23 protein-coding genes are annotated in these 24471 nt (G+C 66.8%); 15 read left to right on the forward strand and 8 right to left on the reverse strand.

From position 1 onward, the window contains the following. Window positions 1-95 precede the first annotated feature (95 nt). Window positions 96-1052, reverse strand: a complete 957-nt coding sequence (gene dmeF / locus KDW96_RS06975; protein ID WP_255839708.1) for a CDF family Co(II)/Ni(II) efflux transporter DmeF — start codon at window positions 1050-1052, stop codon at window positions 96-98. A gap of 178 nt (window positions 1053-1230) precedes the next feature. Here dmeF and yaaA point away from each other — a divergent pair, with 178 nt between their 5' ends. The 7 genes from yaaA (at window position 1231) to KDW96_RS07010 (ending at window position 7978) form a co-directional block, all read left to right on the forward strand. Beyond that, window positions 1231-2010 carry a peroxide stress protein YaaA gene (yaaA, locus tag KDW96_RS06980; RefSeq protein ID WP_255839709.1) on the forward strand — a complete coding sequence of 260 codons (780 nt, stop codon included), beginning with the start codon at window positions 1231-1233 and terminating at the stop codon, window positions 2008-2010. Window positions 2011-2100: 90 nt separating this feature from the next. Next, complete coding sequence (locus KDW96_RS06985; RefSeq protein ID WP_255839710.1) at window positions 2101-2565, forward strand: multidrug transporter; 465 nt, start codon at window positions 2101-2103, stop codon at window positions 2563-2565. Window positions 2566-2622: 57 nt separating this feature from the next. Then, window positions 2623-3453, forward strand: a complete 831-nt coding sequence (locus tag KDW96_RS06990; protein ID WP_255839711.1) for an SDR family oxidoreductase — start codon at window positions 2623-2625, stop codon at window positions 3451-3453. Between the two features lie 114 nt (window positions 3454-3567). Then, window positions 3568-4005, forward strand: a complete 438-nt coding sequence (locus KDW96_RS06995) for an ester cyclase (RefSeq protein WP_255839712.1) — start codon at window positions 3568-3570, stop codon at window positions 4003-4005. Window positions 4006-4126: 121 nt separating this feature from the next. Continuing rightward, window positions 4127-4786 (forward strand): DUF2459 domain-containing protein, encoded by a 660-nt coding sequence (locus KDW96_RS07000; protein WP_255839713.1) that lies wholly within the window; start codon window positions 4127-4129, stop codon window positions 4784-4786. 194 nt (window positions 4787-4980) lie between these two features. After that, a complete protein-coding gene (locus KDW96_RS07005) occupies window positions 4981-5457 on the forward strand; it encodes a cupin domain-containing protein (RefSeq protein ID WP_255839714.1) in 477 nt (158 codons plus the stop codon). 100 nt (window positions 5458-5557) lie between these two features. Continuing rightward, complete coding sequence (locus KDW96_RS07010) at window positions 5558-7978, forward strand: bifunctional diguanylate cyclase/phosphodiesterase (RefSeq protein WP_255839715.1); 2421 nt, start codon at window positions 5558-5560, stop codon at window positions 7976-7978. 16 nt (window positions 7979-7994) lie between these two features. Here the strand turns inward: KDW96_RS07010 and KDW96_RS07015 are convergent, their stop codons facing one another. Beyond that, window positions 7995-8912, reverse strand: coding sequence for a DMT family transporter (locus KDW96_RS07015; RefSeq protein ID WP_255839716.1), 918 nt, complete (start codon window positions 8910-8912; stop codon window positions 7995-7997). Between the two features lie 138 nt (window positions 8913-9050). On the opposite strand from KDW96_RS07015, the gene KDW96_RS07020 reads away from it, so the two are divergent. The 5 genes from KDW96_RS07020 (at window position 9051) to KDW96_RS07040 (ending at window position 15245) form a co-directional block, all read left to right on the forward strand. Further along, window positions 9051-9776: an ABC transporter ATP-binding protein gene (locus tag KDW96_RS07020; RefSeq protein WP_255839717.1), complete on the forward strand. Its 726-nt coding sequence runs from the start codon at window positions 9051-9053 to the stop codon at window positions 9774-9776. 19 nt (window positions 9777-9795) lie between these two features. Then, window positions 9796-12159: an ABC transporter permease gene (locus KDW96_RS07025; protein WP_255839718.1), complete on the forward strand. Its 2364-nt coding sequence runs from the start codon at window positions 9796-9798 to the stop codon at window positions 12157-12159. Further along, on the forward strand, window positions 12156-13406 hold the full coding sequence (locus KDW96_RS07030) for an efflux RND transporter periplasmic adaptor subunit (protein WP_255839719.1): 1251 nt from the start codon (window positions 12156-12158) through the stop codon (window positions 13404-13406). The genes KDW96_RS07025 and KDW96_RS07030 overlap by 4 nt, the downstream gene beginning before the upstream one ends. Before the next feature lie 87 nt (window positions 13407-13493). Next, window positions 13494-14228: a S1 family peptidase gene (locus tag KDW96_RS07035; RefSeq protein WP_255839720.1), complete on the forward strand. Its 735-nt coding sequence runs from the start codon at window positions 13494-13496 to the stop codon at window positions 14226-14228. Window positions 14229-14336: 108 nt separating this feature from the next. Beyond that, complete coding sequence (locus KDW96_RS07040; RefSeq protein ID WP_255839721.1) at window positions 14337-15245, forward strand: LysR family transcriptional regulator; 909 nt, start codon at window positions 14337-14339, stop codon at window positions 15243-15245. Here the strand turns inward: KDW96_RS07040 and KDW96_RS07045 are convergent. Continuing rightward, the gene (locus KDW96_RS07045) at window positions 15242-15919 is read right to left on the reverse strand and encodes a glutathione S-transferase family protein (protein WP_255839722.1); all 678 of its coding nucleotides are present in this window, start codon (window positions 15917-15919) and stop codon (window positions 15242-15244) included. The genes KDW96_RS07040 and KDW96_RS07045 overlap by 4 nt on opposite strands. Before the next feature lie 313 nt (window positions 15920-16232). Here KDW96_RS07045 and KDW96_RS07050 point away from each other — a divergent pair, with 313 nt between their 5' ends. The 3 genes from KDW96_RS07050 to KDW96_RS07060 all read left to right on the forward strand — a co-directional run bounded on the left by KDW96_RS07050 (window position 16233) and on the right by KDW96_RS07060 (window position 17994). After that, window positions 16233-16814: a DJ-1/PfpI family protein gene (locus KDW96_RS07050; RefSeq protein WP_255839723.1), complete on the forward strand. Its 582-nt coding sequence runs from the start codon at window positions 16233-16235 to the stop codon at window positions 16812-16814. 100 nt (window positions 16815-16914) lie between these two features. Further along, entirely contained in the window at window positions 16915-17223 is a 309-nt protein-coding gene (locus KDW96_RS07055) for a ribbon-helix-helix domain-containing protein (protein ID WP_255839724.1), read from the forward strand. A gap of 117 nt (window positions 17224-17340) precedes the next feature. After that, window positions 17341-17994 (forward strand): DsbA family oxidoreductase, encoded by a 654-nt coding sequence (locus KDW96_RS07060; protein WP_255839725.1) that lies wholly within the window; start codon window positions 17341-17343, stop codon window positions 17992-17994. Between the two features lie 160 nt (window positions 17995-18154). Here the strand turns inward: KDW96_RS07060 and KDW96_RS07065 are convergent, their stop codons facing one another. The 5 genes from KDW96_RS07065 to KDW96_RS07085 form a co-directional block, all read right to left on the reverse strand. Further along, window positions 18155-18805 carry a GntR family transcriptional regulator gene (locus tag KDW96_RS07065; RefSeq protein WP_255839726.1) on the reverse strand — a complete coding sequence of 217 codons (651 nt, stop codon included), beginning with the start codon at window positions 18803-18805 and terminating at the stop codon, window positions 18155-18157. Continuing rightward, window positions 18790-19929, reverse strand: coding sequence for a mandelate racemase/muconate lactonizing enzyme family protein (locus tag KDW96_RS07070; RefSeq protein ID WP_255839728.1), 1140 nt, complete (start codon window positions 19927-19929; stop codon window positions 18790-18792). Before KDW96_RS07070 ends, KDW96_RS07065 begins: the two co-directional genes overlap by 16 nt. Next, on the reverse strand, window positions 19926-21062 hold the full coding sequence (locus KDW96_RS07075) for a mandelate racemase/muconate lactonizing enzyme family protein (protein WP_255839729.1): 1137 nt from the start codon (window positions 21060-21062) through the stop codon (window positions 19926-19928). Before KDW96_RS07075 ends, KDW96_RS07070 begins: the two co-directional genes overlap by 4 nt. 1 nt (window position 21063) lies before the next feature. Beyond that, on the reverse strand, window positions 21064-22623 hold the full coding sequence (locus KDW96_RS07080) for a BCCT family transporter (RefSeq protein ID WP_255839730.1): 1560 nt from the start codon (window positions 22621-22623) through the stop codon (window positions 21064-21066). Window positions 22624-22895: 272 nt separating this feature from the next. Next, window positions 22896-24224 (reverse strand): FAD-dependent oxidoreductase, encoded by a 1329-nt coding sequence (locus tag KDW96_RS07085; RefSeq protein WP_255839731.1) that lies wholly within the window; start codon window positions 24222-24224, stop codon window positions 22896-22898. Between the last annotated feature and the right edge of the window lie 247 nt (window positions 24225-24471).

Consider the following 24471-nt stretch of genomic DNA (forward strand, 5'->3'; position numbering starts at 1 on the left):
CACGACGAATAGTGCTTGGCGAGCCCCCCCTGCCTCGTTAAAGTCGTAAGTCCTATCGGCTCAATTGACGCCAAAAAACGCACTTTCTGCGTATTTCAACCCTGCACTTCGGCACAGCGATTGACCTCGACCGTGACGTGCACCAGTTCGCGAATGCCTGCCAGACGCGCCTTGTAACGATCCGCCGAACCATTGCCGTGGGTCACCACGCTGACGATGCAGGCGAACTGCGCCCGTCCCACCCGCCACAGGTGCAGGTCCGCCAGCTCGGTATCCGGCTCCTGCTCCAGGGCCTGCCGTACCCGCTGCACCACCGGGCTGTCCATCTCCCGATCGAGCAGCACCTTGCCGGTCTCCAGCAGCAGGCCCTTGGCCCAGACGGCGATGATCACCGCGCCTATCACCCCCATCAGCGGGTCCAGCCAGTTCCAGCCGAACAACCAGCCACCCAGCAACGCGACGATGGCCGCCACCGAGGTCAGGGCGTCGGCCAGCACGTGCAGGAAGGCGGCATGACGGTTGAGGTCGCGCCCATGGGAATGGCCATGGGCGTGATCGTGGCCGCCGTGGGCGTGGCCATGGGCATGACTGTGTTCGTGCTGGTCGCGCAGCAGCCAGGCCGATGCCAGGTTGACCAGCAGGCCGATCACCGCCACCAGCAGGGCCAGGTCGAAGGCGATCTGCTGCGGTTGCCACAGGCGCCACAGCGACTCGAACGCCAGCATGACCACCACCACCAGCAGCAACAGCGCGCTGGCGAAGCCGGACAACACCTCCACCTTCCAGGTGCCGAAGGCGAAGCGCGGGTCATTGGCATAGCGCCGCGCCAGCAGGTAGGCCAGCGCCGTCAGGCCGATGGCGAGCATGTGCGAGGCCATGTGCCAGCCGTCCGCCAGCAGCGCCATGGAGTTGAAGGCATAGCCGGCGGCGATTTCCACCAGCATGGTCGCCCCGGTCAGGGCCGCCACCTGCCAGGCCTGGCGCTCGGCGCGGGACTCCAGCGGGCGGTAGTCGTGGGAAGGTTCCCAGCGCGAATGGTTGCAAGCGGTCATCACGGCTCCTTGTTGGCGAGGGGTTCCTGCTCACACTAAAAGACCGTGGCGGCCCCCAGGTCAACCCTGCACAAGCAGGGACACGACAGCGACCGCCGGGCAATCGATCGAGTCGATAGGTAGAGCCATGGGCACCACTCGGCCTAGAATCGCCACCAAGACCTCAAGGAGCCACTCCATGCTGATGGTGATTTCCCCGGCCAAGACCCTCGACTACGAGACGCCGCCGGCGACCCAACGCTACACCCAACCCGAACACCTTGACCACGCCCAGGACCTGATCGCCCAGTTGCGCGACTTCAGCCCCGCGCAGATCGCCGAGCTGATGCACCTGTCGGACAAGCTCGCCGGCCTGAATGCCGCGCGCTTCGGCAGCTGGACCCCCGGATTCACCCCGGAGAATGCCAAGCAGGCGCTGCTGGCGTTCAAGGGTGACGTCTACACCGGGCTCGATGCCGAATCCTTCAGCGAGACCGACTTCGACTTCGCCCAGCGCCACCTGCGCATGCTCTCCGGCCTGTATGGCGTGCTGCGGCCGCTGGACCTGATGCAGCCCTATCGCTTGGAGATGGGCACCAAGCTGGCCAACCCTCGCGGCAAGGACCTCTACGCCTTCTGGGGCGAGCGCATCAGCGGCTGGCTGAATGAAGCCCTGGCTGCCCAGGGCGATCAGGTGCTGCTCAACCTGGCCTCCACCGAATACTTCGGCGCGGTCAAGCGCAAGGCCCTCGACGCGCGGATCATCGACACCGAGTTCAAGGACCTGAAGAACGGCCAGTACAAGATCATCAGCTTCTACGCCAAGAAGGCCCGCGGCCTGATGGCCCGATACGTGATCACCGAACGCCTGACCGACCCCGAGGGCCTGAAGGATTTCGGCTCCCAGGGCTACCGCTACTCGGCAGAGCAATCCAGGGTCGACAAGCTGGTCTTTCTGCGCGATAGCCCCGAGGACTGAGCCCGGCGGCGCTTTTTCCGCCGCCGCACATGCCCGCCGGCCCGGCCTTGTGTAGGATGGGCCGGTGTCCGTCCACCAAGGTCGTCCCCCATGCTAATCGGCGTGTTTCTGCTGCTGACCTGGCTGATCCTGCTGATCCGCTACCCGAGCAAGGCCCTGCCGATCTCCATGGCCGCGCTGCTGGGCCTGGGGCTGGTCGCCAGCTGGGTGATCTGGCAGGAGAGCCGTGAGGCGTATCGCCTGGACAACCTGCAGCTGCGTCTGAGCTACGCCCCCGAACGCTGCCCGGGCAATCGCCCGTTGGCCCTGGAGCTGACCAACGGCAGCGACGCGGCACTGCAGGCGCTGCGTTGGCAGATCGCCGCCTACCGTCCTGGCGAGAGCGTCAACCTGGCCCGCCAGCTGTACGAATCGCCGCGCTACAGCGGCCCCGGCGACCTGCTTCCCGGCGCCACCTGGCAGGATTGCCTGCCCCTGCCGACCCTGCGCAGCGGCTACCGCGCCAGCACCCTGGAATTCCGCGCCGAGCGCCTGGAAGGCAGTTTCGCCCACTGATAACGGCCCGCACGGCGAATCGCGCCCCGCCCCCCTGAACAGTCGAAAGGAAGCTCCATGACCCAGCCCAGCGTATTTATCAGCGGATGCTCCAGCGGCATCGGCCGCGCCCTGGCCGCGGCGTTCCAGGGCGCCGGCTATCGGGTCTGGGCCAGCGCGCGCAAGGCCGAGGACCTCGTCGCGCTGGAGGCCGCCGGCTTCAACGCGGTGCAACTGGATGTCAACGATGGGGCCGCGCTCGAGCAACTGGCCAGCCGCCTGGAGCAGGAAGCCGGCGGCCTCGACGTGCTGATCAACAATGCCGGCTATGGCGCCATGGGGCCCTTGCTCGACGGCGGCGTGGACGCCCTGCGCCGGCAGTTCGAGACCAATGTGTTCGCCCTGGTCGGGGTCACCCGCGCGCTGTTCCCGCTGCTGCGCCGCAACCGTGGCCTGGTGGTGAATATCGGCAGCGTCTCCGGCGTCCTGGCGACTCCTTTCGCCGGCGCCTACTGCGCCTCCAAGGCGGCCGTACATGCCCTGTCCGACGCCCTGCGGCTGGAGCTGGCGCCCTTCGCCATAGAGCTGATGGAGGTACAGCCCGGCGCCATCGCCTCGAGCTTCGGCGCCAACGCCAGCCGCGAGGCCGAACAGCTGATTGCCGAAGGCTCGCCCTGGTGGCCGGTCCGCGATGGCATCCGCGCCCGCGCCAACGCCTCCGAGGACAACCCGACGCCGACCGAGCGCTTCGCCAGCGATCTGCTGGCCGCTGTGCAGCGGCGCAAGCGCCCGCAACTGCTGCGCCTGGGCAACGGTAGCCGCACTATGCCGCTGATGGCCGCGCTGCTGCCCAGGGGATTGCTGGCCCTGCTGCTGAAAAAGCGCTTCGGCTTGAACGTCCAGCTCTGAATCGGCCGCATGCCCCTGATCCTGGCCAGCCCGTAAAGCGCTGGTGTATAAAATCGACGCTGCCCGGGGTTGGGTAGCCGAGCAACAGACCGGCCACCGAATGGGAGACCGCCCATGAGCCAAGACTTCGACGCCGCGGCCAGCCGCCAGGCCGAACGCCTCGCCCTGACCTTCCTCGACCGGGTGTGGCAGCCGCCCCACGACCTGGACGCCATCGACGAGCTGATGACCGAGGACTACGTCATCACCTCCGGCGGTCAGACCATTCGCGGACGCGAGGCGTTCAAGGCCTGGGTCAAGGCCTTCCAGGGCCTGCTGCTGGATGCCCGCACCGACAACCAGGACGTATTCGCCAGCCCCAGCGGCGACCGGGTGGTGTCGCGCTGGCTGTGCTCGGGGCGCAACAACGGCATGCTCGGCACGCCGGCCGACGGCCGCCCAATCGCCTTCAGCGGCGTCGCCATCTGGACGGTACGCGACGGCCGGCTGGCCGAATGCTGGGTCGAGCGCAGTGCCTGGGAGCTGTATCAGCAGCTGTCATCGCCCGAGTGAGCGCGCTCGCCACACACAGCCACAGCCGCCAGCAGTCGATTGCCGAACCGACATAGGATGCCGGGAGCCTGCGCCAGCGCCTATGCTGAGCTGACACCCCGACAAGCGAAGCGCCCGCCCCGTGAAGCCGCGCCCGGCCCTACTGCTGCTGGTCCTGACTCTGTTCGGCTGCGCCAGCACGCCGCCCCTGCCAACGGGCGCCGCGCAGAACGGCGAGGGGCGACGGGTTCTGGTGCTGGATCACGGCCTGCATGCCGGCCTGCAGATCGCCCGCGGCGATCTGCTACGGGCGCTCCCGGCACTGGCCGAGTCACTCGGCGACGGCGACTGGATCGAGCTTGGCTGGGGTGACGAGGCGTTCTACCGAACCCCGCAGGCCGGCGTCGGCCTGGCGCTGCAGGCGCTGCTCAGGCCGACGCCGGCGGTGCTGCATGTGCGCGGCATCGGGGCCGATTCGCCGCGCCTGCCCGCCCACGCGCGCATCGAGTTGCGGCTGGACGAAGCGGGATACCAACGGCTGCTCGCCTTCATCGACGCCAGCTTCAGCCGCGCAGCGCCGGGCGGCTTGGTCGATCTCGGGGCCGGACTGTACCGCGACAGCCGTTTTTATCGGGCCGAAGGCCGCTATTCGCTGCTGCGCACCTGCAACACCTGGCTGGCCGAGGCGCTGGCCGCAAGTGGCTGCCCACTGCGACCGGCCACGGTGGTGACCAGCGGCCAGTTGCTGACCCGCCTGCGCGCCATGCCGGCTGCAGGCAAGGGCTGTCGACCGGAGCCCTGAACCCTGAGCCTGAAAGGCCATACCCTGGCGTTCTTGGCCTGTTCCAAACTGGCATAAACAGCCGCCTGGCCTTCGGCTATCGTCACCAGGAGAACTCGATCGCACAGAGCCTCCTCGTGTGCACTGACTCCCTGGTTGCCCTCTGGCGATGAGCCCCGCCCCACCCGGCTCAACCCCTGCAAGAGGAAACCACCATGAGCCCCTTAAGCAACGTTGCAGTCACCCTGGTCCTGCTGAGCGGCGCCTGGCTGACGCAGGCAGCAGCGGCCGAAGAAGCCGCCTTGATCGCCGCCCGGGCGTCCGAACTGCAATGGACCGCGGCGCCCTCCGTGGGCCCGGGCGCGATGATCGCGGTGATCGAGGGCGATCCGAAGGCGGCCGGCCCCTTCACCTTCCGCCTGAAGCTGCCCGCCAATTCGAGCGTCGGTGTGCACACCCACCCCGCGACCGAACGCGTCACCGTGCTCTCGGGCAGCTTCTACCTTGGCACGGGCGACACGCTCGACCCAGCCAAGGCTGCGACCTACCAGGCCGGTGACACCCTGATCATCCCGGCTGGGGTGGCGATGTCCGCAGGCACCCGCAGCGAGGCAGCCGTCCTGCAGCTGCATGGCACTGGCCCCTGGGGCATCAGCTACCACGACCCGGCGGATGACCCACGCAACCCGTGATCGGCCGCTGTGCATCGATCGGCTGCGGCGACGCGCGGAACCTGGCGGCCACCCGGCGGTTCTATACTCAACCGAGTCGTGCATGGGTTGGAGGCCCGCCATGCCAGAGCCAAGCGCCACCCTCCAGGAGCACCAGTACCTCACCCGCGCGCTGCGCACCCTCAGCGGCTGCAACCGCGCCCTGTTGCGCGCCGAGGACGAAGCGAGCCTGCTGCAGGACATCTGCCGGGTGATCGTCGAAAAATGCGGCTACCGCATGGCCTGGGTCGGCCGCGCCGAGCGGAACGAGGCGAAAGCCGTCACTCCGGTGGCCTTCGCCGGGGTAGACAAGGATTACATCGAATCGCTGAACATCAGCTGGGCCGATAACGCCCGCGGCCGCGGCCCCAGCGGCACGGCGATCCGCAGCGGCCGGCCGAGCCTGTCGCGCAACCTGCTGACCGACCCCAATACCGCACCCTGGCGCGAGGGCGCCATTCGTCACGAAATCGCCTCGGTGCTGTCGCTGCCGCTGCGGGTCGACGGCGAAATATTCGGCTCCCTCGGCATCGGCGCGCCGGAACCGGACGCCTTCGGCGAGCAGGAACTGGAACTGCTGGGCGAAGCGGCCGAGGACCTGGCCTTCGGCCTCCAGGCCCTGCGCAGCAAGGCCCGCCGCGCCCAGGCGGAGGCGGAAGTGCAGCGACTCAACCGGGCCATGGCGACCCGGGTGGCGGTCAACCATGCGTTGATTCACGCCGGCGATGAACCGGCGCTGCTCGAGGAAATCTGCCGGGTGCTGGTGCAGGACTGCGGTTACCGCCTGGCCTGTGTCGCCTACCGCCAGGACCAGCTGCCGCAACGCTTTCGTCCCATGGCCCACGCCGGGCTCGATCAAGGTTTCCTGGCGCTTGGCAATGCCTGGGCCGCCAGCAGCGAAGGCCTGGCCTTCGTCCTCAGGCTGGAGGCGATGATCGAGACCGGCCGCCCCTTGGTGCTGCGCAACATCCTCGACCATGCCGAGGCGCCGCTGCGCGACGAAGCGCACGCCCGCGGCTTCGCCGCAGCCATCATGCTGCCGCTGCGCGCCGATGGCGCACTGATCGGCCTGCTGGGGATCATGGCCACGGAAGCCGATGCCTTCGACCCCCGGGAAGTCGAACTGCTGTTCGCCACGGCCAACGACCTGGGTTTCGGCATCGCCACCCTGCGCACCCGTGCCCGGGCCGCCGAGGCCGAGGCAACCATCAGGCGCATGGCCTATACCGACTGCCTCACCGGCCTGCCCAACCGCCTGCACCTGGGCGAGCAGCTGGAGGCGGCGATTGCCCGCGCCAAGCAGGAACACCACCCGCTCGGCCTGCTGCGCCTGGAGATCGGCAGCAACCAGGAGATCAGCGATACCCTGGGCTATCGCGAGGGCGACCGCCTGCAGCAGGCCATCGCCGCACGCCTGGTTCAGGCGGCCGGCCCCGGCACTGCGGTGGCGCGCATCGGCGAACAGGAATACGCCGTGCTGATGCCCCAGGGTGGCGCCGAGCAGGCCACGCAGCTTGCGCAACAGATCCTGGTGGCGCTGTACGAGCCGATCGACCTGTCCGAGCTGCGTCTCGATGCCCGCGCCAGCGTCGGCATCGCCCTCTATCCCGGCCACGGCACCGAGGCCGACGCCCTGTTGCGCCGGGCCGGCAGCGCCCTGGACCGGGCCAGGCGCGCCAGTACCGGCTTCGCCCTGTACCAGGGTGGCCAGGACCGCGAATGCGCCCAGCACCTGACCCTGATGAGCGACCTGCGCCGGGCCATCGACGGCAATCAGCTGCGCCTGCACTACCAGCCGCAGCTGCTGATCGCCACCCACAAGGTGTGCGGCACCGAGGCCCTGGTGCGCTGGCAGCATCCCAAGCGCGGCCTTCTGTCGCCCAACCAGTTCATCCAGCTGGCGGAAAGCTCGGGGCTTATCACCCCGCTGACCTACTGGGTGCTCGACAGCGCCCTCAGCCAGGGCTACGCCTGGCGCGAGGAAGGCGACTCGCGGCCGATCTCGGTCAACCTGTCGGCCCGCGACCTGCGCGACCCCAAGCTGATCGAGCGCATCCGCAGCGCCTTCGCCACCTGGGGAGCCGAACCGGACTGGATCGAATTCGAGCTGACCGAGAGTGCGCTGATGGACGACCCGGTGACCGCGCTGGAAACCCTGGTGCAGCTGCGCAACCTCGACTCGCGCCTGACCATCGACGACTTCGGCACCGGCTACTCCTCCCTGGCCTACCTGCAGCGGCTGCCGGTGGACTCGCTGAAGATCGACCAGTCCTTCGTCACCGGCATGTGCAGCGACGACGATGACTCGGCGAAGATCGTCCGCTCCATCGTCGAACTGGCACACAACCTCGAGATGGAGGTGGTCGCCGAGGGCGTCGAGGATGAGGAGACCCTGACCCGCCTGGGCAACTTCGGCTGCGACATCGCCCAGGGCTATTCGATCTGCCGGCCGCTGCCGGGCAACCGGGTGCTCGCCTGGGAGGCCCGCTCGGCCTGGCAATGAGGCGCGCCGGGCCGGCCTATCCGGCCTTGCCCTCCAGCCCCGAGCCTGGCGCCAGCGGCAACAGCGGCTTCGGCTTGCGGAACACCAGCACGTTGCCGAGCATCACCAGCAGCAGGCCGAGCAGTGCCGGTGCGGTCCACTGGTAGCCCTCGGCGAACACCGAGATGTTCAGCGCCACCACCGGGAACAGCACGGTGCAGTAGGCCGCGCGCTCCGGACCCAGGCGGCCGACCAGGGTCAGGTAGGCGGTAAAGCCGATCACCGAGCCGGGAATGGCCAGGTACAGCAGCGAGCCGACGTAGCGCGTACTCCACTCGAAGCCGAACGGCGTGCCGCTGACCAGGCAGATCGTCACCAGCATCAGCGCGCCGTAGAGCATGCCCCAGGCATTGGTGGTCAGCGGCTTGAGCCCAGCCTTCTGCTGCAGGCTGGACAGCAGGTTGCCGGCGGAGAAGCACAGGGTGCCGAGCAGGGCCAGGCCGATGCCCAGCAGCGACTCGCGGCTGGCCGGATGACCGGCCACCTCCGGCCAGAACAGCAGCAGCAGGCCGGCCAGGCCCAGCCCCCCACCGGCCAGCACATTGGCGGCGATCCGCTGTTTGAAGAACAGCCGCGCATTGAGCGCGTTCCACAGCGTCGCGGTGGAGAAGATCACCGCCACCAGGCCGCTGGGGATCCACTGGCTGGCGGTGTAGAAGCACAGGAAGTTGATGCAGAACAGGCACAGGCCCTGCACCAGGCAGATCAGCTGACCGCGGCGGTCGAGCGGCTGCAGCCTGCCGCTGAGCAGCAGGACGCCGAACAGCACCGCCGCGGCCAGGGCGAAGCGGTAGGCAATGGACGCGGCGATCGCCACCTCGCCCATCTGCAGCTTGATGGCGATCCAGGTGGTGCCCCAGATCAGGACGGTCAACAGATACAACGACAGGCTCATTCGCGCGACTCCCGGTGAATGGCCACCAGTCTGCGCCGCCCCTTCGGCCCGCGCTTGCACAAAGTTGCGGCTTTCTGCTCCCGGCCTGCGAGTGCCGCGCCTTGAGCCATTGCGGCCAGCGCCCATACTGAGGGGTATATGGCCAGTACCCGCAACAGCGCAGCGGCGGTGTTCCGCACCCGAGGGGTGACCAAGGTCTATGGCGAAGGGCCGGGCGCCGTGCGCGCGCTGCGCGGGGTCGACCTGGAGCTGCCCGGCGGCGAACTGGTGGTGTTGCTCGGCGCCTCCGGCAGCGGCAAGTCGACGTTGCTCAACATCCTCGGCGGCCTGGACCGGCCGAGCGCCGGCAGCGTGCACTTCTTCGAGCAGGAGCTGACGACCATGAGCGACGGCCAGCTCACCCAGTACCGGCGCCGGCATGTCGGCTTCGTCTTCCAGGCCTACAACCTGATGCCCAGCCTGACCGCCGAGGAAAACGTCGAGCTGGTCACCGAGATCGCCGAAGAGCCGCTGGCCCCGGCCGAGGCCCTGGCCCTGGTCGGCCTGCAACAGCGCCTGGAGCACTTCCCGGCGCAGCTGTCCGGCGGCGAACAGCAGCGCGTGGCCATCGCCCGGGCCATCGCCAAGCGCCCGACCGTGCTGTTCTGCGACGAGCCCACCGGCGCCCTCGACAGCGACACCGGGCGGGCCGTGCTGCGGGTGTTGCAGGACATCAATCAGGAGCTCGGCACCAGCGTGCTGATCATCACCCACGCCGCCGCCACCGCGGCCATGGCCGACCGTGTCCTGCACTTCGCCGACGGGCGCATCCGCGAGGTCGAGTGCAACGCCCACAAACGACCGGCCGAAGAGATCGTCTGGTGAAGGCCAGGCGGCGCGGCCCATGAGTCCCCTCGACCGCAAGCTGCTGCGCGACCTGCACCGGGTGCGCGGCCAGGCCCTGGCCATCGCCGTGGTCATCGCCCTCGGCGTGCTGCTGCTGGTGATGATGGACGGCCTGGTCAACTCCCTGGAGGACAGCAAGCGCGCCTACTACCAGCGCTATCGCCTGGCCGAGGTGTTCGCCCCGGTCAAGCGCGCACCGCGCCAGTTGCTCGAGCAGATCGCCGCGCTGCCCGGCGTCGCGGCGGTGGAGGGGCGCATCAGCGGCGGCGCGCTGATCGACCTGCCGGGCGTGGCGGTGCCGGTCCGCGCCCAGGCCGTATCGCTGCCGGACTTGCGCCCGCCGCGGCTCAATGCCGTGCACCTGGTCGCCGGCCGTCACCTCGACCCGACCCGGCGTGACGAGATCCTCCTGCTCAAGGGGTTCGCCGAGGCCCGGGGCCTGTCCCCGGGCGACCAGCTGCAGGTCAACCTGAATGGCGCGCGGCGCAGCCTGCGCATCGTCGGCCTGGCCCAGGCCCCGGAATTCCTCTACGCGGTGGCGCCGGGCGAGCTGGCGCCGGACGATGCCCGCTTCGCCGTGCTGTGGATGAACGAAGAGGCCCTGGCCGCGGCCTTCGACCTGGACGGCGCGTTCAACCAGGCGCTGCTGGCATTGAGCCGCGAGGCCCGTCTGGCCGAGGTGCTCGAGGGCCTGGAGCGGCTGCTCGCCCCCTACGGCAGCAGCGGCGCCTTCGGCCTGGCCGACCAGCTGTCCAACCGCTTCATCAGCGAGGAAATCGAGGGCCTCAAGGCCTCCAGGCGCGTGGTGCCGCCGATCTTCCTCGGCGTCGCCGCCTTCCTCCTGTACATCGTCATCTCGCGGATGATCCAGGCCGAGCGCGAGCAGATCGGCCTGCTCAAGGCCTTCGGTTACAGCAGCGCCGCGGTGGGCCTGCACTATGCCAAGTTCGTCCTGTGCATCGCCGTGGCCGGCGCCCTGCTCGGCTGCCTGTGCGGGGTACTGGCCGGCCGCAGCCTGGTGGATGTCTACCTGGCCTACTACAAGTTTCCCTTCCTGCTGTTCCGGGTCGACCCCGGCGTGTTCATCACGGGCCTGGCGGTCAGCGTGCTGGTCGCCTCGGCGGGCGGTCTGCTGGTGCTGCGCCGGGTCTTCGCCCTCACCCCGGCCGCGGCCATGCGCCCACCGGCCCCGGCCGACTACAGCCGTTCGGCGCGCCTGGGCCGCACCCTGCTGCGCCTGCTCGACCAGCCCAGCCGCATGGTCCTGCGCCGCCTGCTGCGCCAACCCGGGCGCACCCTGACGGCCGCCTGCGGGATCGGCGCCGGCATGGCCCTGTCGGTGGCGATGCTCAGCCTGATGAGCGCCTTCGAGCGCAGCCTGGAGCTGAGCTTCAGCGTCATCGACCGCAGCGACGCGACGGTCAGCTTCATCGAGCCGCTGTCCGACAAGACCCTGCTCGAACTGGGGCGCATGGCCGGGGTGATCGAGGTCGAGCCCTTTCGCAGCGTGCCGGTGATGCTGCGCCACGGTCGCCACAGCTACCGCGGCGCGATCAGCGGCCTGGTCGGCCAGCCGCGCCTGAACCGTGCGGTGGATGCTCGGATGCAGGGCATCTACGTGCGCGCCGATGGCCTGATCCTCTCCGAAGCCCTGGCGCAGATCCTCCACATCCAGCCCGGCCAGCGCCTGACCGTGGAGGTCCGCGAGGGCCGCCGCCCCCACCTGCAACTGCCGGTGGCCGGTATCGCCCAGACCCTGCTCGGCGCCCCCGCCTACCTCGAGCTGGGCGCGCTGAACCGGGCGCTGCGCGAACCCGGCCGGGTGTCCGGCGCCTACCTGCGGGTCGACAGCCTGCAGGGCGAGCCCCTCTACCGCGCACTCAAGGACATGCCGGCGGTGGCCGGCGTCAGCCTGCGCAGCGAAGCGCGGGCCGCGTTCAAGAAGCTGCTGGACAGCGGCGCCGGGGCGATCCGCTACATCATGGCGGCCATCGCCGCGGTCATCACCTTCGGCATCGTCTACAACAGCGCGCGCATCGCCTTCGCCGAGCGCGCCCGCGACCTCGCCAGCCTGCGGGTGCTCGGCTTCACCCGGGGCGAAACGGCCTTCGTGCTACTCGGCGAACTGGCGCTGATCACCCTGCTGGGCCTGCCGCTCGGCGCGTTGCTCGGCTACTACTTAACCGAGGCGGTGGCGGTCGGCTTCAGCACCGACCTGTACCGCATTCCGCTGCTGCTGGTCCCGCAGAGCTACGGCAGCGCCGCCCTGGCGGTGCTGGCGGCGGCGGTGATCTCCGGCTGGCTGGTCAAGCGCGACATCGACCGCCTCGAACTGGTCTCGGCCCTGAAGACACAGGAGTGAAGCGACAGGTGGCCCACAGCAGATCACGCACCTGGATCAGCCTCGGCCTCGGCGCCCTGCTCGCCGCGGCGCTGGCCTATGCCTTCTGGCCGCGTCCGCTGCAGGTCGACGTCGGTACGGTGCGGCGCGCGCCCATGCAGCTGAGCATCGACGAGGAAGGCCGCACCCGGGTGCGCGACCCCTATGTGGTCTCGGCGCCTTTCGCCGGACGGCTGCTGCGCGTCGAGGTGGAGCCCGGCGACCGCGTCGAGGGCGGCAGGAGCGTCGTCGCGCGCCTGTTGCCGAGCCTGCCGGCGCCGCTGGACAGACGCAGCCGCGAACAGGCCCGCGCCCAGCTCGACGCCAGCAAGGCGGCCCTGGCCGAGGCGCAAGCCACACTGAGCGGCGCCACCGCCGAGCAGCGCCTGAGCGACGTCGAGCTGAGTCGCACCCGGCGCCTGCGCGCCCGCGACGCCGTGGCCCCGGCCGAACTGGACCGCGCCGAGCGCGCCGCGCGCATCGCGGCGGCCGAGCGCGAGCGGGCGCAGGCCGGCGTGACCCGGGCCGAGGCCGAGGTGGCCAGCGCCCGTGCCCGCCTGCTCAGGGTCGAACCGGAGGCCCGGGACGCGGCCACGGCGCCGGCCGACGGCGGCCCGGTGGCGATGCGCGCGCCGGTTTCCGGCCAGGTCCTGCGGCTGTTCCAGGAGAGCGCCAGCAGCCTGGCGGACGGCGCGCCCATCCTCGAGATCGGCGACGTGGCCAACGACCTGGAGGTGCTGGTCGAGCTGCTGTCCAGCGATGCGGTACGGGTCGCCCCCGGCAACCCGGTGATCATCGACAACTGGGGGGGCGCCGATCCGCTGCAGGGGGTGGTCGAGCGCATCGAACCGGCCGGCTTCACCAAGTTCTCCGCCCTCGGCGTCGAGGAGCAGCGGGTCAACACCCTGATCCGCCTGAGCGATCCCCCCGAGCGCCGTGCCGGCCTCGGCCACGGCTATCGGGTGCTGGCGCGGATCATCGTCTGGCGCGCCGCCGAGACCCTCAGCCTGCCCTCCAGCGCCCTGTTCCGTCATGACCGCGACTGGGCCGTATTCGCCGTCGAGGCCGGGCGCGCCCGCCTGACCCTCGTCGAGGTCGGCGCCAACAACGGCCGCCAGGCGCAGATCCTCGGCGGCCTGGACGCCGACGCGCGGGTCGTTCTCTATCCCGGTGCCGAACTGAGCGAGGGCGCCCGCGTCGAGCCGCGCAGCCTCGCGCAAGGCCGCTGAACGTGTCGATACACGCCAGTCACATGGGGCTGGCATGCTAAGGTGCAGGTCGATAACCGCTTCGCGTCCCCCAGAGAATGCCCCGCCATGCCGAAGATCGAGTCCCTGCTGCTCACCGCGGCGCGCATCTGCACCTACGACGGCCAGCGCCAGCTGACCAATGCCAGCGGTTTCTTCTTCGCCCGCGGCAAACGCCTGTTCCTGGTGACCAGCCGCCACGTGATGATCGACGAGCCGAGCAAGCACTTCCCCGATCGTATCGTCATCGAGGTGCACACGGCCGAGGCCAACATGGCCAGTTCCACCGGCTTTTCCATTCCCCTGTACCGCGACGGCAAGAGCATCTGGCGCCAGGGCCTGGATACCGCCGGCGAGATCGACGTGGCGGCGATCGAGCTGGACCGCGACGCCCTGCCCGAGGCCATGGTCTACAGCGCCTTCACCCCCGACCACCTGCCGGGGCCGGAAGAGCCTATCGAGGTGGGCTCATCGGTGCTGGTGGTGGGTTTCCCCCTCGGTTTCCACGACACCCTGCACCACATGCCGGTGGTGCGCCACGCGGTGCTCGCCTCCTCCTTCGGCCTGCGCTTCCAGGGCCAGGGCTACTTCCTCACCGACGGCCGCACCCACCGCGGCACCAGCGGCGCACCGGTGGTGCTGCGCGTGGCCGATGCGCCGGGCAAGCCCAGCGACCTGCCCTGGCGCCTGCTAGGCGTGCACTCGGCGCGCCTCGACCTGGGCACCCGCGACCTGGAACTGGACGAGGCGCTCGGCCTGAACTGCACCTGGTACGCCGATATCCTGCTGACGCTGACGGAGTGACGGCGGGCTCAACGCTCGAACGGTAACGCCCCGGTCGCGCCTGTGTTGGCGTGCATGCAGCCCTGCACGGCGCTAGTATGGCTATCCCTACGCCATCAAGGGGACACCATGAACGCCGGCCCACCATCTGGTGCGGGTGCGCTGAATTGGGACGATCTGCGCATTGTCCTGACGATTGCCGAGCACGGCACGCTGTCCGCTGCGGCGGCGCACCTGTTCATCAGCCATCCGACCCTGTCGCGTCGCCTGCAACAACTCGAGCGGCGGCTCGGCACGCGCCTGTTCAAACGCACGCCACTGCGCCTCACGGCGGCGGGCGAGGAGGTGCGCGAGCTGGCGCTGAGCATGCGCGAGCGGGTGACCACCCTGGAGCGCAGCATCGCCGGCCGGGACACTCAGCAGGCGGGCCTGGTGCGGCTGACGGCACCGGATGCGGTGGCCGAGTACCTGTTGCCGGATATTCTCGCCACCCTGTGCCGCGAGTTGCCGGGGCTGACGATCGAGCTGGTGGTTTCCAACCAGGTCGTGTCGCTGGCACAGGGGGCGGCGGATATCGCCTTGCGCGTCACCGCCAACCCAACCGATACCCTGCGGGGACGGCCCGTGGGCACGGTCGACATGGCGGTCTACGCGGCCCAGGATCGTGAGCCGGATCGCGCGGCGGCGCCCTTCTTCGATACCGACTGGGTCGGTTTCGACGCGGCCCTGGCCTGTAGCGGTCCCGGCACCTGGATCAGTCAGCATGTACCGGAGCGCAATGTCCGGTTTCGCGCCAACACCCTGCTGGGCGCCGCCCAGGCGATTCGCTCAGGGATAGGCATTGGCCTGCTGCCGTGCTTTGTCGGCGGCTCCCTGCCTGGGCTGATGCGCATCAGCGAGCCACTGCCGTCCCTGGCTGTGCCGCTTTGGCTGCTGTTTCATCCAGAGGCCGCCGAACTGCCCAGGGTACGGCGGACCTGCGAGGCCCTGGCCAACCAGTTGAAGGACAAGGCGCCCTTGCTGGCCGGTACCGCCTAGGCGGTTGCCGGTTCCGCGAGCAGCCCCGCCAGGTGGCTACCGCGGCCACGCAGGTAGTGGCGGAACACCTCGGGATAATCGGCCACCACCACCGCTTGCACGCTGGCGCGATGCGCCAGGGCGGCGCGATAGGCCGCAACGCGTTGCAGGCCCTCGAACAGCTGGTGGTCGACCACCTCATCGAACACGTCGAACAGACGGAAGATCGGCGCAAAGGCCGCGTCGACCAGGCCGAAGTCATCGCCGGCGAAGTAGGGCCCCTGCCCCAGGTGTTGTTCCAGCCAGCGAAAGCGGGCCGCGAGATCCGCACACTTGGCGGCGAAGGCCGGCTGATCCGGTGCCATGTAGAAGCCGTAGATATCGGCGATGATGGCCGAGGCGAACTCGGCCCAGCCCCGCTGATGGGCGCGCGCCAGCGGATCGGCGGGGAACAGCGGCCGCGATGGGGTCGCCTCTTCGATGTACTCGCAGATCACCGCCGTCTCGAATACCACGCTGTCTTCGACCTGCAACAACGGCACCTTGCCCAGGGGCGAGAGGCGCACAAACCAGTCCGGCTTATTGGCCAGGTCGATATAGCTGCGCTCGAAGGCAATGCCTTTTTCCGCGAGCAAGATCGCGGCGCGCTGGGTGTAGGGGCATAGGGTGTTGCTGATCAGCTTGAAGGTGGGCATCAGAAAAGCTCCTGCTCAGGGCGTGCACGCTGGCACCGACCGGGTCAATCTAGGAGCGCTGGGGCGGTGCGGCGATAGAAAGGATTTACAGCCTGCTGTGCAGAAATGTGCAGGCGCACTTGCTTGTACCTGGGTGCAGCCCTATGAGGGGCTCGCGACCTGGCGCTGGCCGAGGCGCCACCGCCCTGCGTGGCCTCGCGCACCCCGTCCGGTTGCCGGCAGCCCGTTTTCCCCGACGTAGTGCCAGGCTATTACCCGCCCGTTCGCTCGGCGGCGGAAACTCACCGCGTCATCAACCTGTCAGGAGAACAGCATGACTGCGAAGAATATTTTGATGCTGGTCGGCGACTACGTCGAAGATTACGAAGTGATGGTGCCGTTCCAGGCCCTGCAGATGGTCGGTCACGTCGTGCATGCGGTCTGTCCGGACACAGTCGCCGGACAAAGCGTGCGCACCGCCATCCACGACTTCGAGGGTGATCAGACCTACAGCGAAAAGCCCGGGCACAACTTCGTGCTGAACTACGACTTCGCCAAGGTCCAGGCCGAGCATTACCAGGGACTGCTGATTCCTGGCGGTCGTGCTCCGGAATACCTGCGGTTGAATGAACAGGTGCTGGAGCTGGTCAGAGCCTTCGCCAAGGCTGACAAGCCGATAGCCGCGATCTGTCACGGTGCCCAGCTGTTGGCGGCGGCGGGTGTGCTCGAAGGGCGTGCCTGCAGCGCATACCCGGCCTGCGCCCCGGAAGTGCGGCTGGCCGGTGGCGAATATATGGAAATCGCCGTGGATCAAGCGCATATCCAGGGTAACCTGGTCACCGCACCGGCCTGGCCGGCGCACCCGGCCTGGCTGGCCGGTTTCCTCACGCTGCTGGGCACCCGAATCAGCCTGTAGGTGTGACGTTTCAATTGTGGCAGCGGCCGCAAGGCGGCCCAGTAGGCGACAATCGGCTCCCCTTCGCTGCCACAGCATCCCGATCGAGAGGCCCTGGACTATGTGCGAGCTCTACGTCAAAGCCGATCCGATTCTCTACGAATCGCGCTCGCGGTCGCTGCGCATTCGTGGTGTGGTCACCACCCTGCGCCTGGAGAACCAGTTCTGGGACATCCTCCGCGAGATCGCCGAAGTCGACGGCATGACCACCAATCAGTTGATCACCAAGCTGTACGAGGAGGTCATCGACTACCGTGGCGAGGTGGTCAACTTCGCCTCCTTCCTGCGGGTCAGCTGCACCCGATTTCTCAGTCAACGGCGTGGCGCGGTCAGTGAGTTGAGCCTGGTGCCGGGGCGTGCCCTGCCCTGAGCGGCAGCCGCTCGACGATATTCGGCGTGCTCGCTAGGAAGCCGCCCGCTGACAGAATGACCGGTGCCCGGCTCTGCACGCCGGGCAGCTCATCAACAATCGATCCAAGGAGGCTCCATGACCACCCCACCGCAAGCGCTGCGAATCGACATCGTCTCCGATGTGGTCTGCCCCTGGTGCATCATCGGCTACCGACAGCTGGCCAAGGCGCTGCAGGCGACCGGCACGCCCCATGAGATTCACTGGCATCCGTTCGAGCTGAACCCCGACATGCCGCCCGAGGGCCAGAACCTGCGCGACCACGTGGCCGAGAAGTACGGCACCACCCGGGAGCAATCGGAGGACAACCGGGTCAGGTTGACCGCGATCGGCGCAGAGCTCGGCTTCGCGTTCCGCTTTGCCGACGACATGCGCATGCACAACACCTTCAACGTGCATCAATTGCTGCATTGGGCCAATCAGCACGGGCACATGAACGCCCTTGAACAGGCCCTCTTTACCGCTCACTTCACGCATCGCCGGAACCTGTCTGACAACAGCGTGCTGGCGGATGTGGCTGCGGAAGTCGGGTTGGATCGAGCCGAAGCCCTGGCCATTCTGCACGATCAGCGTTTTGCCGCAGAGGTGCGCACTGCCGAAGAGTCCTGGCTGAACCAGGGCATTCGCGGCGTTCCGGCGGTGATCTTCAACCGTCGCCACCTCGTGAGCGGTGCGCAAGGGGAAGAGAACTACAGGCGAATTCTAGAGCAACTGGCCGCCGGGAATGACTGAGCGCGTACCTGGCATGCCGTGCCTCGGCCTCGAAACGCAGCAGGCCCCGTCGCGGCCATTCGCAGAAGCTGGCCGACCCGCAAAGGTTGGCCAGTCTTAGCAACGCCTGATACAGGCCAGTCTTAGTTCCGAGAAAGGTCGGTCAGCAGCTGGCCGGGACTCACTTGAAGTGTTCGAGATGGGCCTTGGTGAACTCCTGCAGGTAGTGCATGAGCTCGGCGGAGGCCGCCACCGCGCCGTCCTTGTCCTGGTTGACCAGGGCCTGCATCTGCTTGATGTAGAGCTGGATGCAGTAAGCCTGGTCTTCGCTTGTCGCGTAGTAACACCAGAAGCGCCGGGAAAGACCCTGGGTGGTCTTGATGGTGGCGAGAATGAACTCGTTCTTCGAGGAACGCGCGAGGATGTGGTGCATGCGTCGCAGCAAGGCCATGAAACCTGCGCGATTATCGCTGGCCAGGCCTTGAAGCGCCTGGATCACCTCGCGGATGGGTGGCTTGTCGTCTTCGACCAGGCGCTCGACGGCTTTCTCGATACACAGCCGCTCGATCAGCACCCGAGGCTCCAGCAACTTGAGCATGGTCAGCGGGTTGAGCTCGGGGATCACCACGCCAGCGCGCGACAGGCGCACGAGGTTCTCGTTCGCCAGCTTCACCAGCGCCTCGCGCACAGGGGTGCGGCCCAGGCCGAGAAACTCGCTGATCTCCGTTTCGGTCATCACCGAGCCCGGGGCAATCCGGCAATCGACGATCGCCGCCTCGAGCTCGTCATGGGCAATTTCAGCTTTGCTTCGTTTATCTACGGCGTTCTGCATGCGTTGACCAAGTCCCAGTTGAGCTCGAGCCCAAGCCCGTGTGCGCTCTCATCGAGGCTGATCATACCCTGCTCGTCCGGGCGAAGTGGATTGAGCAGCAACTGGCGGCGAAGAATCGAGGGACTGGTCGAGTACTCCAGCGGCTCGATACGCGCCTGGGTGCAGAGAAACTGGGCATTGACCGCGATGGTCAGGTCGGTGTTGTAGGCGTGGGGCACGATCCGCTTGCCCTTGGGCGCGAGCAGGTCCCGCAGCTTCATGACCTCACTGACGCCACCGAACATGGTGATATCCGGCTGGGCGATGTCGAACGCATCGGCCGCCAGGTAAGGCTGAAACTCCTTGCAGGTGGTGAAACCCAGGTCGCCCACCCCCACCGGGATGCTGGTTACGGCCCGCAGTCGACGATGGTCGTGCAGATTGTCTGCGTCGAAAGGCGCCTCGATCCACTTGAAGTCCAGCGCCTGCAAGGTGCCGAGAAACGGCTCGAGCTGCTCGAAGCGGGTGAACTCCATGGCCACATCGAGCATCAGCTCGATGTCGGGACCGACAAACTCACGCAGGCGGTGAAGATTGCCGATGGCCTTCGCCTGGTCCTGCCACCAGGGCTCCACGCAGATCTTGATACGCTTGAAGCCTTGCTCCAGGCACGCCCCGACCTGTTGCTGGAACAGCTCCGGCTCCGCCTGCATCGGGTAGAGGGTGGCGTAGACCGGCAGCCGTTTGTGCCTCACACCGCCGAAGTAGCTGTGCAGCGGCCGCCGTTCGGAGCGGGCATGCAAATCCCACAGGGCGATATCCAGGGCGCTGATGGCGTGGATCGCCACGCCGTAGCGGCCATGCCAGTTGGTGCTCTGGTACATCTTGTTCCACAGACGCAGCGGATCATCCAGCACCTCGCCGACCAGCACGCTGGCCAGTCCCGAGGACAGGTAGTTGTAGGGCCGCGACTCGACCAGGGCCTTGATCACCTGCGGCGGCGAATCGGTTTCGCCGATGCCGTACAGGCCGTTGTCGCCGCGCACCACGACCAGGGCGTTCTGGTAGCTGCCCTCGAAGCGGACAAAGTCCGCTTGTGGGTCCTGCAGGCAAATCACCTCGACGCTTTCGATCCGCACGCTCATTGCGCGCCACCCAGGCTGAACTGACGCTTCTGGTAGATGAACGGCTCCAGCACATCCCAGTCCAGCTCGACGCCGAGGCCAGGCAGGCCGGTGGGATGGATGAAGCCCTCGCTGTCCGGGCGAAACACCTGCCTGGCGCCCACTTCGTACTTCTCGTAGGGTGCGGCCTGCTCGAAGAACTCGCAGTTGTCGTAGGCCAGCATCATGTGCAGGTTGGCCGCCTGGGTCAGGGTGTAGCCCCAGGACTGCAGCTCGGCCTTGAGGCCCTGGGCGCGGGTCACACCCATCACCTGGGTGGCGCCGGTGTAGCCGCCGATGCTGGTGACATCGAAACGGCTGCGGTCCCAGCAATGGTGCTGCAAACCATGCTTGATCAGCTGCAGGTTGGGCAGCGAGTTGCCGCCGCTGATGACGTCCAGGTCCAATGCCGCGGCCAGCTTCTTGTAGCCATCCAGGTCCGAGTCCGGCAGCGGCTCCTCATAGAACTCCCACTGGTAGCGATCGAGCAGGCGGCCCATCTGCAGGGCCTCCTGGAAGCCGTAGTTGGCGTCGATATCCAGACTCCAGCCGATGCCTCTGCCACCGAACTCCTCATGCAAGGCATGCACCAGCGCGGTGTCCTCGGCGAACACGCAGCGCGGGTGGATCTTGATGGCGTTGAAGCCCTGCCCGAGCATCCGGTGGCAGTACTCGATGTACTCATCGACACCGGCCATGACCGGGCTGGAGGCGTAGGCGCGGACCTTGTGCTTGGCGGCGCCCAGCATCTGGTAGATGGGCAGGTTCAGGGCCTTGGCCTTGGCGTCGTGCAGGGCGATGTCGAACAGGGACATCGACAGGTGCTTGAGCGGCACGTACTTGCCAGCCATGGCCTTGGCGATCTGCGGGGCCTCGTGCAGCCCCTTGCCCAGCAGGAACGGGGCCATCAGCGCCAGGCTGTGGAAGGCGGTCTGGTCGAACTCGTGCTCGGTGTAGGTGGTCAGACCGGCGATGCCCTGCAAGCCGTTATCGAAGGTCAGACGGGCGACGATCATCGCTTCGTACATCGGCCCCAGGTGAGAAGACCAGCTGATCTTCTCCCCGTCCGGGCCTATCGCGAATATCTCGATGTTTTTCACAATAGGCTGCGACATATCAGGCGTGGTCTTCTTTGATGTATTTGATCGTGGTGTACATCATCAGGCTGATGACCACCAGCAGGGGCAGCGCGGTGATGACCGAGGCCGTCTGCATGGTTTTCAGCCCGCCGAGGAACAGGAACACCAGCGGCACGATGGCGATGGCGAAACACCAGAACAGGCGGTTGGCGCGCTCCGGCTCCTGGCCTTCGCCCAGCTGCTTGGTGGAGGCGCACGCCATGACATAGGCTGCCGAGTCGAAGGTGGTGGCCAGCATCACGATGCCGGACAAGGCCACGGCCAGCAGCACCAGGCCGCTCAGGGGCAGGGTCTTGAATATTTCGATGATCGCCGGGGCAACGCCCTGGGTATTCACCAGTTCGGAAACCGCCAGGGTCTCGGTGATCTGCAGGTTGATGCCATAGCCGCCCAGCACGATATAGACAATGGCGCAGCCAAACGTCCCCCAGCACAGCATGCCCAGCACCACCTCACGAATGGTCCGGCCACGGGAGATGCGCGCAGTGAACAGGCCCACGAACGGCGCATAGGCGATCCACCAGGCCCAGTAGAACACCGTCCAGGCCTGCGGGAAGCCGCTCTGGTTGACGCTGTCGGTCCAGGTGCTCATGCGCATGTAGTTTTCCACCGCATAGCCGACCGAATCCATGCCGAGCGCCAGAATGAACTTGGTCGGGCCAACCACCAGCACATAGACCACGATCGCCAAAGTGATCACGGTGGCGAAGGTACTCAGGCGCTTGATGCCCTTGCTCAGGCCCAGGCCGCTGCTGACGGTGAACACGGCCGTACAGACCAGGATGATGGCGGCGTCCAGGTAGACACTGGCGTTGATCCCCAGCACCGATGCCAGGGCTCCGCCGATCATCGGCGTACCCAGCCCAAGCGAAGTCGCAGCGGCACCCAGCACACCGAAGATGACCAGATAATCGATAAAGGTACCGACCGGGCCATCGACCAGATCACCGAGCGCACCGCGGCAGGCCTCGCTGATCTTGTAGATGTGCTTCTTGCGCACGTAGTAGATATAGGAAATGGCAATGCTCGGGATGCAGAACACGGCCCAGGCGCTTGGCCCCCAGTGGAACATGCCGTACGCCTGACCCACGGCGTACATCTCCGTGGTCTTGGCTTCCAGACCGAAGGGCGTCCACGCGTAGTGATAGCCCCACTCGGTGCCGGCCCAGAGCATCAGGCCGGAGGCGATACCGGACAGGAACACCATGCTGGTCCACGCGAACTTGGAGAAATCGGGAGCCGCCGTTTTGTCCGCGCTGAGCTTGATGTCGCCGTAACGAGAAAAGGCCAGCGCGACGGAAAAGATCAAAGAGATCAAACAGACGCCGAGATAGGCGAAGTCAAAGGTGTGAGTAGTCCACTTGAACAGATCGTTGATTACCGCCGAGCCCTGCTCGGGAAACAGAATCAGGGGGATGGATACGGACAACACGATCAGCATGCTGACGATCTGCATTGACCTGTTGGTTTCGAGCCCTGTCGACAGGACTGCGGCCACCGGTGCATCCAGTGGCACGTCCGCTACTTTCACATTCATTGCATGACCTCTTAGTTCTTGTACTTGTTGAGAGTTGCCGCGATTGGAAGACTCTGAAAAATCCGGTTATTGCCAGATGGCACCCAGACTTTTTCAGACCGTTCCAGGTTGCAGCGCCTGCCTGACTCCAGAGCCTTTTCCCTTCCGCCCAGCGGGCTTGAGGGGTAACCGTTACGGTGCTCGGCGATCAGTCAGAACGATGCGAACCGGATTCTCTTGGAGATGCAAAATCATCGGAATCAATAAATTAGCCACCATTGCCCACTGAAAATTTATGGCTGCTGCATCAGGTAGGCCATATGCCCGCCTTCGAGCGCCTGGAAGGAAATTTCTTCCTTGATCGCCAGGTCCGCCGCCAACGCGGCCGCCCGGCCATATTCGAAGCACTGCGCGGTGACCCGGCAGCTGGCCAGCGCCTCGTGTTCGCTGCTCAGGCAGCGGCCGGCGACGATGAGGTTCCTGCCGACCTTGGGTACCAGGGTGTGGAACGGCACTTCGTAGTAGTCGTCGACCAGCCACTCGGTCTTCGGCTTGGCGCCGTAGTGCAGCTCGATCGGCCAGGAGGTCCTGGCGATGGCGTCGCTGAACTTGCGCTTGCTGATCACATCGTCGTTGGTCAGGCGCGCCACCCCGTCGATGGAGCGGGTCTGACGCACGCCCACTTCGGTGGCGTAGTCGATGAAGTAGCTGTCTTCACAGCCGGGCACGTTGGCCTTCATGAAGTCGAAGAAGGCCTTGGCCTGATAGATGGAGAACTGCTCCGCCTCGCTGTGGTCGACCGGGTCGGTGACGTCCAGGGCACGCTTGTCGAAACCGGTGATCTTGGTGGCATTGACCAGCAGTTCACCGGGATTGACCGTGGGGAATAGCCAGACCTTCTTGCGCAGCAATTCATCCTGGGCTTCGAGCATGCTCACCACCTTGGGCGGCGAGATGGTGTCCTGGCCCCAGTAGGCCAGGTACTTGGGCAGGTCGACGTTACCGACCTTGAACATCATGGTGGGGTTCTGAATGACGCCGTTGTTACCCTTGGTGGTCTTCAGGCCCATCTTGTAGACCACATCCGCATCGCCGCTGGCATCGATGACCTTCTTGGCGTAGACCGCGGTGAACCCCGACTTGGTGTGCAGCACCATGCCCTTGAGCTCTTCCTCCTCGGCAATCACATCGATCATCTGGGTGTGATACAGCACGGTGACCTTGGCCGCGCGCAGCATGTCGGTGGCGACCTTCTTGTACTTGGCGCAGTCGTGGGTGGCGACCCAGGTCTTGCCGTAGATCTGCGGCTCGGTCAGCCCGCCCTCGCGGTACAACGCATCGCGGAAGCGTTCGGCGAAGCCGAAGATGATCTGTTCCGGCGTAGCTTTGCTCGGGTCTTCGACCGTCATGTACAGGCCGCAGATGGTGCCGGACAGACCGGCGACGGCCGCGCCGCCACAGAATCCCAGGCGTTCGATGAGCAACACGCTGCGCCCGCCCTCACCCGCCGTGACGGCCGCGGCGATGCCGGCCGGCCCTCCGCCGACCACCACGACGTCGAAGTGGCCGAAGCAGTTCAGCTCGGCCTTGAATCCGGAGGGAAGATTGCGGGTGTAGGTCATCTGGTTACTCACTCATCACGAACAATATTTGAAATATATCTTGAATATACTCAAATAAGACTCCCTTGAGAGCGCCTTGTCAACGACCAGTTATCCACTCGCCATGCGCGCCAGTGACCCCACTGCCTGAGGGGGAGCAAACGGCGTCCATGAGTCAGCCGGGCTTTGGCAAAGCGCGCGTTCGCGATGTGAGCGGAGCCCCCAGCGCAAGACGCCGACAGGCCCCAGAGCGAATCGTTTGGAGGGA

The sequence above is a fragment of the Pseudomonas benzenivorans genome (genome assembly GCF_024397895.1).
In the GTDB taxonomy this organism is placed as follows: domain Bacteria; phylum Pseudomonadota; class Gammaproteobacteria; order Pseudomonadales; family Pseudomonadaceae; genus Aquipseudomonas; species Aquipseudomonas benzenivorans_A.